Source organism: Microcoleus sp. N9_B4, assembly GCF_036701635.1.
Classification (GTDB): Bacteria; Cyanobacteriota; Cyanobacteriia; order Cyanobacteriales; family Microcoleaceae; genus Microcoleus.
In genome coordinates, this window is sequence record NZ_JAUBRC010000073.1 from 21,289 (window position 1) to 27,664 (window position 6,376).

Annotated in this window: 6 protein-coding genes; 1 reads left to right on the plus strand and 5 read right to left on the minus strand. The window is 44.9% G+C overall.

All coding sequences use genetic code 11. The features are described from left to right. Window positions 1-92: 92 nt before the first annotated feature. The 5 genes from QUA43_RS28880 to QUA43_RS28900 all read right to left on the minus strand — a co-directional run bounded on the left by QUA43_RS28880 (window position 93) and on the right by QUA43_RS28900 (window position 5,590). Window positions 93-1,274: a DegT/DnrJ/EryC1/StrS family aminotransferase gene (locus tag QUA43_RS28880; protein WP_333378991.1), complete on the minus strand. Its 1,182-nt coding sequence runs from the start codon at window positions 1,272-1,274 to the stop codon at window positions 93-95. Further along, on the minus strand, window positions 1,267-2,028 hold the full coding sequence (locus QUA43_RS28885; protein WP_333378993.1) for a sugar phosphate nucleotidyltransferase: 762 nt from the start codon (window positions 2,026-2,028) through the stop codon (window positions 1,267-1,269). Before QUA43_RS28885 ends, QUA43_RS28880 begins: the two co-directional genes overlap by 8 nt. Continuing rightward, on the minus strand, window positions 2,025-3,002 hold the full coding sequence (locus QUA43_RS28890) for a GDP-mannose 4,6-dehydratase (protein ID WP_333378994.1): 978 nt from the start codon (window positions 3,000-3,002) through the stop codon (window positions 2,025-2,027). The genes QUA43_RS28885 and QUA43_RS28890 overlap by 4 nt, the downstream gene beginning before the upstream one ends. Before the next feature lie 883 nt (window positions 3,003-3,885). Further along, the gene (locus QUA43_RS28895) at window positions 3,886-4,950 is read right to left on the minus strand and encodes a transposase (RefSeq protein WP_333378997.1); all 1,065 of its coding nucleotides are present in this window, start codon (window positions 4,948-4,950) and stop codon (window positions 3,886-3,888) included. A 295-nt stretch (window positions 4,951-5,245) separates the two neighbouring features. Continuing rightward, complete coding sequence (locus QUA43_RS28900; protein ID WP_333378998.1) at window positions 5,246-5,590, minus strand: hypothetical protein; 345 nt, start codon at window positions 5,588-5,590, stop codon at window positions 5,246-5,248. 614 nt (window positions 5,591-6,204) lie between these two features. Between QUA43_RS28900 and QUA43_RS28905 the strand changes: the two genes are divergently transcribed. Next, complete coding sequence (locus tag QUA43_RS28905) at window positions 6,205-6,351, plus strand: hypothetical protein (RefSeq protein ID WP_333379000.1); 147 nt, start codon at window positions 6,205-6,207, stop codon at window positions 6,349-6,351. Window positions 6,352-6,376: the final 25 nt, after the last annotated feature.

The window sequence follows — 6,376 nt, forward strand, 5'->3', positions numbered from 1 at the left end:
TGTTCCTTGGAAACATCTTGAACACTCTAGTACGTCTTGTCTGCTTATCCCCAATATTTTCTCAATTCTTAAAAAGTTACTCCTGAACCGTCTTAAGGGAGGTCATCTTTTACCGGGGCAAGATGGCTAAGCTCATAGATGTGGGAGCAGACCTGTTCAACTTGGTCTAAGGTCATAGTTGGGAACAGTGGCAGTGTGATGACGCCTTGGGCAAACAAGCGGCTTTGTTCTAAGTCATGACTCGTCAAATGTCTAAAGGCTGTGAAGTCAGGCAAGCAGGGGTAGTGCAAGCTTGTCTGAATGCCAGCTTCCTTGAGAGTCTTTACCACGTGAGTGCGAGTTTCCTTATCTGGTGCCACAATCACGATCAAGTGATAGGCCGAGTCGCCAAAATAGTCCGAAAAGGGAACTGTCCAACCGGATATCGGGGTTAGGTGCTGTTGATAAGCTGATACAAATTGCTGGCGTCGGGAGTTATTGCGCTGCAGTTTTTTGAGCTGAACTCTACCCAATGCAGCTCGCAACTCATCAAGTCGATAGTTGTACCCGTGTAGGATTACATCATAAGAGCTTGCATGACCTTTGTGACGCTCCCAAGAGAGAGTAGTCATCCCGTGGGAGCGAAGCAGACGCAGACGCTCACCCAAGTCATCCCGATTGGTGGCGACTAGACCGCCTTCTCCAGTTGCTAAGTTTTTGTTACTAAAGAATGAGAAGCAGGCAATATCACCCAGATTGCCTACCATGTTGCCGTGGGGCGCTCTCGATTGGGAGTCTAGGTAACGCGCTCCCACAGCATGACAGGCATCTTCAATCAATGCCAAACCATATTTCTGGCAAATGCCTTGAATCTCAGCCATGCGACAGGGATAACCACCATAGTGCATAACTAGAACAGCTTTTGTGCGAGGCGAGATGCGCCGTTCAATATCGGCTGGATCTATGGTGGGTTCACCCAGACCAATAATGTCGGCAAACACTGGTGTAACGCCTATTGCTACAGATATGTTGGCTGCTGCTACAAAATTAATTGCAGGCTGAATAATCTCATCCCCAGGCTCTACCCCCAGTGCCAGATAGGACAGGTGCAAGGCTGCTGTTCCATTAGCAACAGCGATCGCGTGCTTGACCCCCAAAAATTCTGCAAACTCCTGTTCAAAAGCCTGAACTTCAGGCCCCATAGAAAGCCACTTACTTTGCAATACTCGTTGAACAGCGGCGGTTTCTTCAGAACCATAGTCCAAGTCGCTAAGAGGAATGTGCCAATTAGACAAGACCAAACTCCTCCCTCTTTTGTGAGAACAGTTCTTGGGCTTTGGCGTAATCATCCGGTCTACCAATATCTAACCAAAGGCAATCGACCGGATACCCACAGATCCGTTCCCCTTTTGCCAAAAGCCGCAATACCAGATCGGGCAGGTCAAGATACTGGCCGTACTCAATATGTTGAAGTACACTCGGTTCGTAGACATAGATGCCCATGCTGACTTGATACGTTGTTTCTGGCTTCTCCAGGTAATCAACGATCTGATAGGTCTCGTCAAATTTCAGAACACCCAGGTCTATTTTGACTGTGCGAGTATGGGTTGCGATTGTAAGTACCGCTTTCTGTTCTCGATGGAACTGCACTAGGTCATGGAAATTTAGATTAGTCAACAAATCTCCATTCATCACCAAAAATGTGTCATCAAGATTGGGGACGAATGATAGTGAACCGGCTGTTCCTGTTGGCTCTTCCTCTTCAACAAAATGGAGTGTGATTTGTTGAACTAGCTTCTGCCGATGGTCAAAGTAGGCTTTAACCAACTCAGCCAAATGCCCCAAGGTAAGAGTAATATCAGTAATACCGTAGGAGATAAGGCGATGGATTAAAACTTCCAGTACGGGTGTATCGCCTAGAGGTACGAGGGGCTTAGGAAAGTTGACAGTAAAGGGTCTCAGTCGCGTTCCCTTACCGCCTGCCAAAATGACAGCCCTTAAACCTGCTGCACTGTTATTAGATTTATTGATTAGATATTCTGTAGTCATACTACATAATCTTTATAGCGATATTGCTCAGAATAGCTTCGCACATAATTAGCTACTTGAGACAATCCCTCATCTAGTGAGACTGTTGGTTTCCACCCCAATACTCGTTGTGCCTTAGACGCATCGCACAAGAGTAGTTCAACTTCACTCTGTTGGGGTCGCTGTCGTTCGGTCGCGCTCACAATTTCAGCTTTGCTGCCAACCACGCTCAGGCACCGTTGAGCAATCTCTGCTACACTCACTGCTGTGCCTTGCCCAAAGTGAATGGTTTCTCCTTCAATCCCTGGTGTTTCAGATGCTAGCAAGAACGCCTGCACAGTATCCGAAACAAAGGTTAGATCGCGCTTTGGTTCTAGATTTCCGAGGCTGATTTTTTCAACTTTGGCGATCGCTTGAGTCAACACCGTTGGAATGATAGCACGGGCAGATTGACGAGGCCCATAGGTGTTGAACGGGCGGAGGATTACGACAGGTAGACCATAGCTACAGAAATAAGATTCAGCTAGCTTATCCGCTGCTATTTTGCTAGCAGCATATGGAGATTGCGCTTGCAACGGATGAACTTCATTCATGGGGGTGTAACGAGCTGTACCATAAACCTCACTCGTAGAAGTTACAATTACCCGACGTACACCTGCTTGACGGCAGGCTTGCAGAACATTCAGGGTTCCACCTACATTCGTAGCCACATAGGCTGCTGGGGCTTGGTAGGAATAGGGAATACCAATTAAGGCAGCGAGGTGGAATACAACCTCACACCCTGCAACCAGACAGCCGACAAAATAGGGATCTGTGATGTCCCCTAGACATACCTCAAGTTTGTTTTGCAATTCAGATCGCAACTCTCTGAGATGCCCCCAGCTATTTTGGCTGTTGTAATGTACTAAAGCTCGGACAGTGTATCCCTTATCTAACAAGGCCTCAGTGAGATGACTGCCAATAAAACCACCTGCACCTGTAACCAACACTGTCATAATAACTCTCCTGGTTTGAGATTTTTGATTAGGGGTAAAGTTAATGAGACTTCGCTTCTTTCGTTAGCAGTGTACCATGAAAAATTTACATTACACTAACCTGCACAGCCCCGAACAATAACGAATAGCCAGGACATCCAAGCAGAAGTTACAAAGAGCCGGCAACTACGACAAGGATCTCGTCACCGAGAGCAAGCCTGCGGGTAAATTTTATTTATCCAGAAAATATTAATAGCAGTATATAGAGAAGAAGCACCGAAAGCCTTGATAGTTAAAAATGCTAAGGAATTGAGACACTATTTTTGCCTTTTAAAAAATATGTATTCAGCATTTTTTATTCTAACAAGTAAATTATCTCAACCAATGAATATAAATAATAGTTTTATTTATAAACGATTGCAAATATCACAATTGCTCAATTGATTCAGCATTTGATTGGCAATCCAGCGTGTGAATGCCGACGGGATACATTGAGCGATTTCGTAACAGCAGTTTCGGTGCCATCGGGAGCCGGAGTAATTGGCTGCCCTGTAGCAGCAGGTGAGAGCAGTAAAGAACCTAAAAATACCGCCCAACTAGAAGCCAATCGTTGCTGTTGACTGTAGTTTAGACTAAAAAATAAGCGTAGCTAAAAGTAGCCACCTTTGAATCTCAGGCAAGCTGTTGCTTAAAAACTCAAGAGGGAGAAGATTAAATAGCTAATATTGAAGACTTTTTACGTCGAGAAACCCGTTTTTTGACAGTGGGATATCGCGGTGCTACCGTCCGTACCCTTCCTTTTTCCCAGCCGGGGGATTTTCCCCTATGTTTAGGCAATTTTGTGGGAGTACCAATGTCAACTAAAAGCGAAAACATTGATTGAGCAACACGTCCAGGGGTAAAATTAATGGTAGCAGATTGCCTGCAGTAAGACATTCTCAACCACTAAATCCCTAGCTAGCCAGAGTTGCCAACTCATCAACGGCATTAAATCACTCCAACGCTCGGATTGTTCAGGGGTTCTCAAATTAGGCAATGTCCAATGCAATCTTTGCTTGGCAAACCTATACCAATGATCCACTCCAAAACGTCGTAAATATTTGAACCAGACTGTTTCCAAAGGTAGAGTTAGTTCTCCAACCCAAGCCAACCATAAGGGTGGAAACGGCTGACCATTTGACATGGGCTTCATTCTTTCGATCAGAATTAAATTGACTTTTTGTCCAGGGGCGCGATAAAAATGCAAGTCAATCCATTGTTTGACTCGGACTTTTCCCAAATCTGGATGTTCGTCAATTTCAATCTCTGTATCCGCTTGAAGCCATGTGGTTGGGTCATTGAGTCTCATTTTTTGCCCATGTTTCCGTGGTCTACCGCGACCACTATAGGCTGGTGGTGCTGACCATAAGCAGGCATTTTTTCGGACTCTCATTAAACAATCAGCAGGGATGGAAGCTTGCTTTAGCGCTAGCACCCAGCTTGCATTCCCATATTCTCGATCTAAAACTGCTAAAACTGGATTGACGCTCTGTTCACAGACAAGTTTGAGTTGGGAAGCTGCTTGAAGTATGGGTGAAGACCCACTACTAATTCTTTCATGAAGTAGGGGTAATGCCCAACTTCCTTGTGCTTCAGGTATCCACGCAATTGTACTGTATCCCTGTCCAACAATGGAACCCCTCTGATATTCATGAGTTCTGTCTTTTAACGTTTTGGCATCTCGTCTCCCCCATGCAGTGTGGTCGATTGCTACTAATATGTGTTCTGTTGGGGGTGCTTCTTCCTGTAATTGCTCCAGATACAGCAGCATCAGTTTTTTCCGATCAGGTCTACAGTCTTGTAACGCTTCATAGATGCTTGGCCATTGACGCTTGAATAATGGATTGAGTGAAAATTCCGCTAAACATGACGCATTCGGAGTGGTCATCACTGCATCCATCAGCTCGAATGTGGCATCCTTGGCTTTCACTAATAAATCGTATGCTGCTCCCAGGAAAGTCCTTTAATCGTTCACTGTTCATTTAAGGAGTGGATAGGTTTTATTTTTCACCCTTATTCTCTCCTGGCGCGGTGGCTCTAGTTCTTCTTTTGCCACCGTTCTCATCTTTGGTTAGTCTAAACTACAGTAATTTAAAATAAATTTTTTTACTCAACAAGCCGGATTGGACTTGAGACGGAACACGTTAAAAAGTGCGGTCATATACTCTCTGACGAGATTGGGATTATTATTGATGTCTTTTTGAGTTAGAGAAGCGCAGATTCGCTTAATTCCCCGCTGACGAGCTTTCTTTATCGCAAACTGCACTACTGTGAGTTCCCAGTCCCCTGCGACGGTAATCGATTGGCTTGGGTTCAACTAGCCGTCTCAAAAGAGCTGCCCCTAAGTGCTCTGGAGCGTGAATTACATCGTCGCGAATTAAGATATCACCTATCACCAATTTATCAGGCGGATACAAAACGCCTTCGAGCCTACCAACTTCGCTGTTGCGGTACAGGAGTTTGGCAATAAAATATGAGTCTTCGTCCCCGTTTACTTGCAGGCGGTATTCTCGGCCTTGGCGATCGCGAACAATCATCCGAGCGTTGTTTTCCGATGAACTTTCCAACATCCTTTATTTTTAGAATACCCGATAACGATTGTCCTTCACCGAATCTACGATCGCCCCTTCTTCCCCTTGACCCCGCTCACCCACCGCATTAAGAAATACCCGAAACCAATGCAGTAAGTTTGACCGATTCCGTTATCGGGTCAGATATACACCACAGGTAGCGAAGAAAGTGTCTGCACTCAATATGACGGGACAGTGGGAATGCGAGCGCAACGCAAATAAAGACGAGAACGATCGCCATCCCTGCCAGAAGCAAGAAGTTCTCTTTTCAATCAAAACCGGGTAGTAGAAACGTTCCACCAGAACGTCTCTGCTGCTTCCAAGTTGTCTCACCTTCAAGCAGATTCAGGTATGCTCAACCGACCAATTCTCCACCGCAGAAACAAGAACTATCCGCACAACGATAGCAATAGACGCGATCGCATTCGACACACATTGATAAGTTTTCTAGTTTGTAAGTTTCACCGCAACCAGTGCAGCATTCTCGCTTTCTCAGCATATTATTGTAGTTATCACTGCAGGGCGAACGCATCTAAATTTTATGTTAACAGAATATGGTATATTGGAGGAGAATTCTTGAGTAGCCAAAAAACATTTAATTAGAGTTTACCTGTATGAAACTCAAACCTAAAATCACCATTGCTGACCATTTTCCCGACTTAGAAGATCCCAGAATTGAGCGAACGAAACATCATCAATTAATTGATATTATAGCCTTTCTCAGAAATATGAGGTATCATGTTACTGACACTCACTCGTGAGGATCAAACAGAGAAAATCAGATCA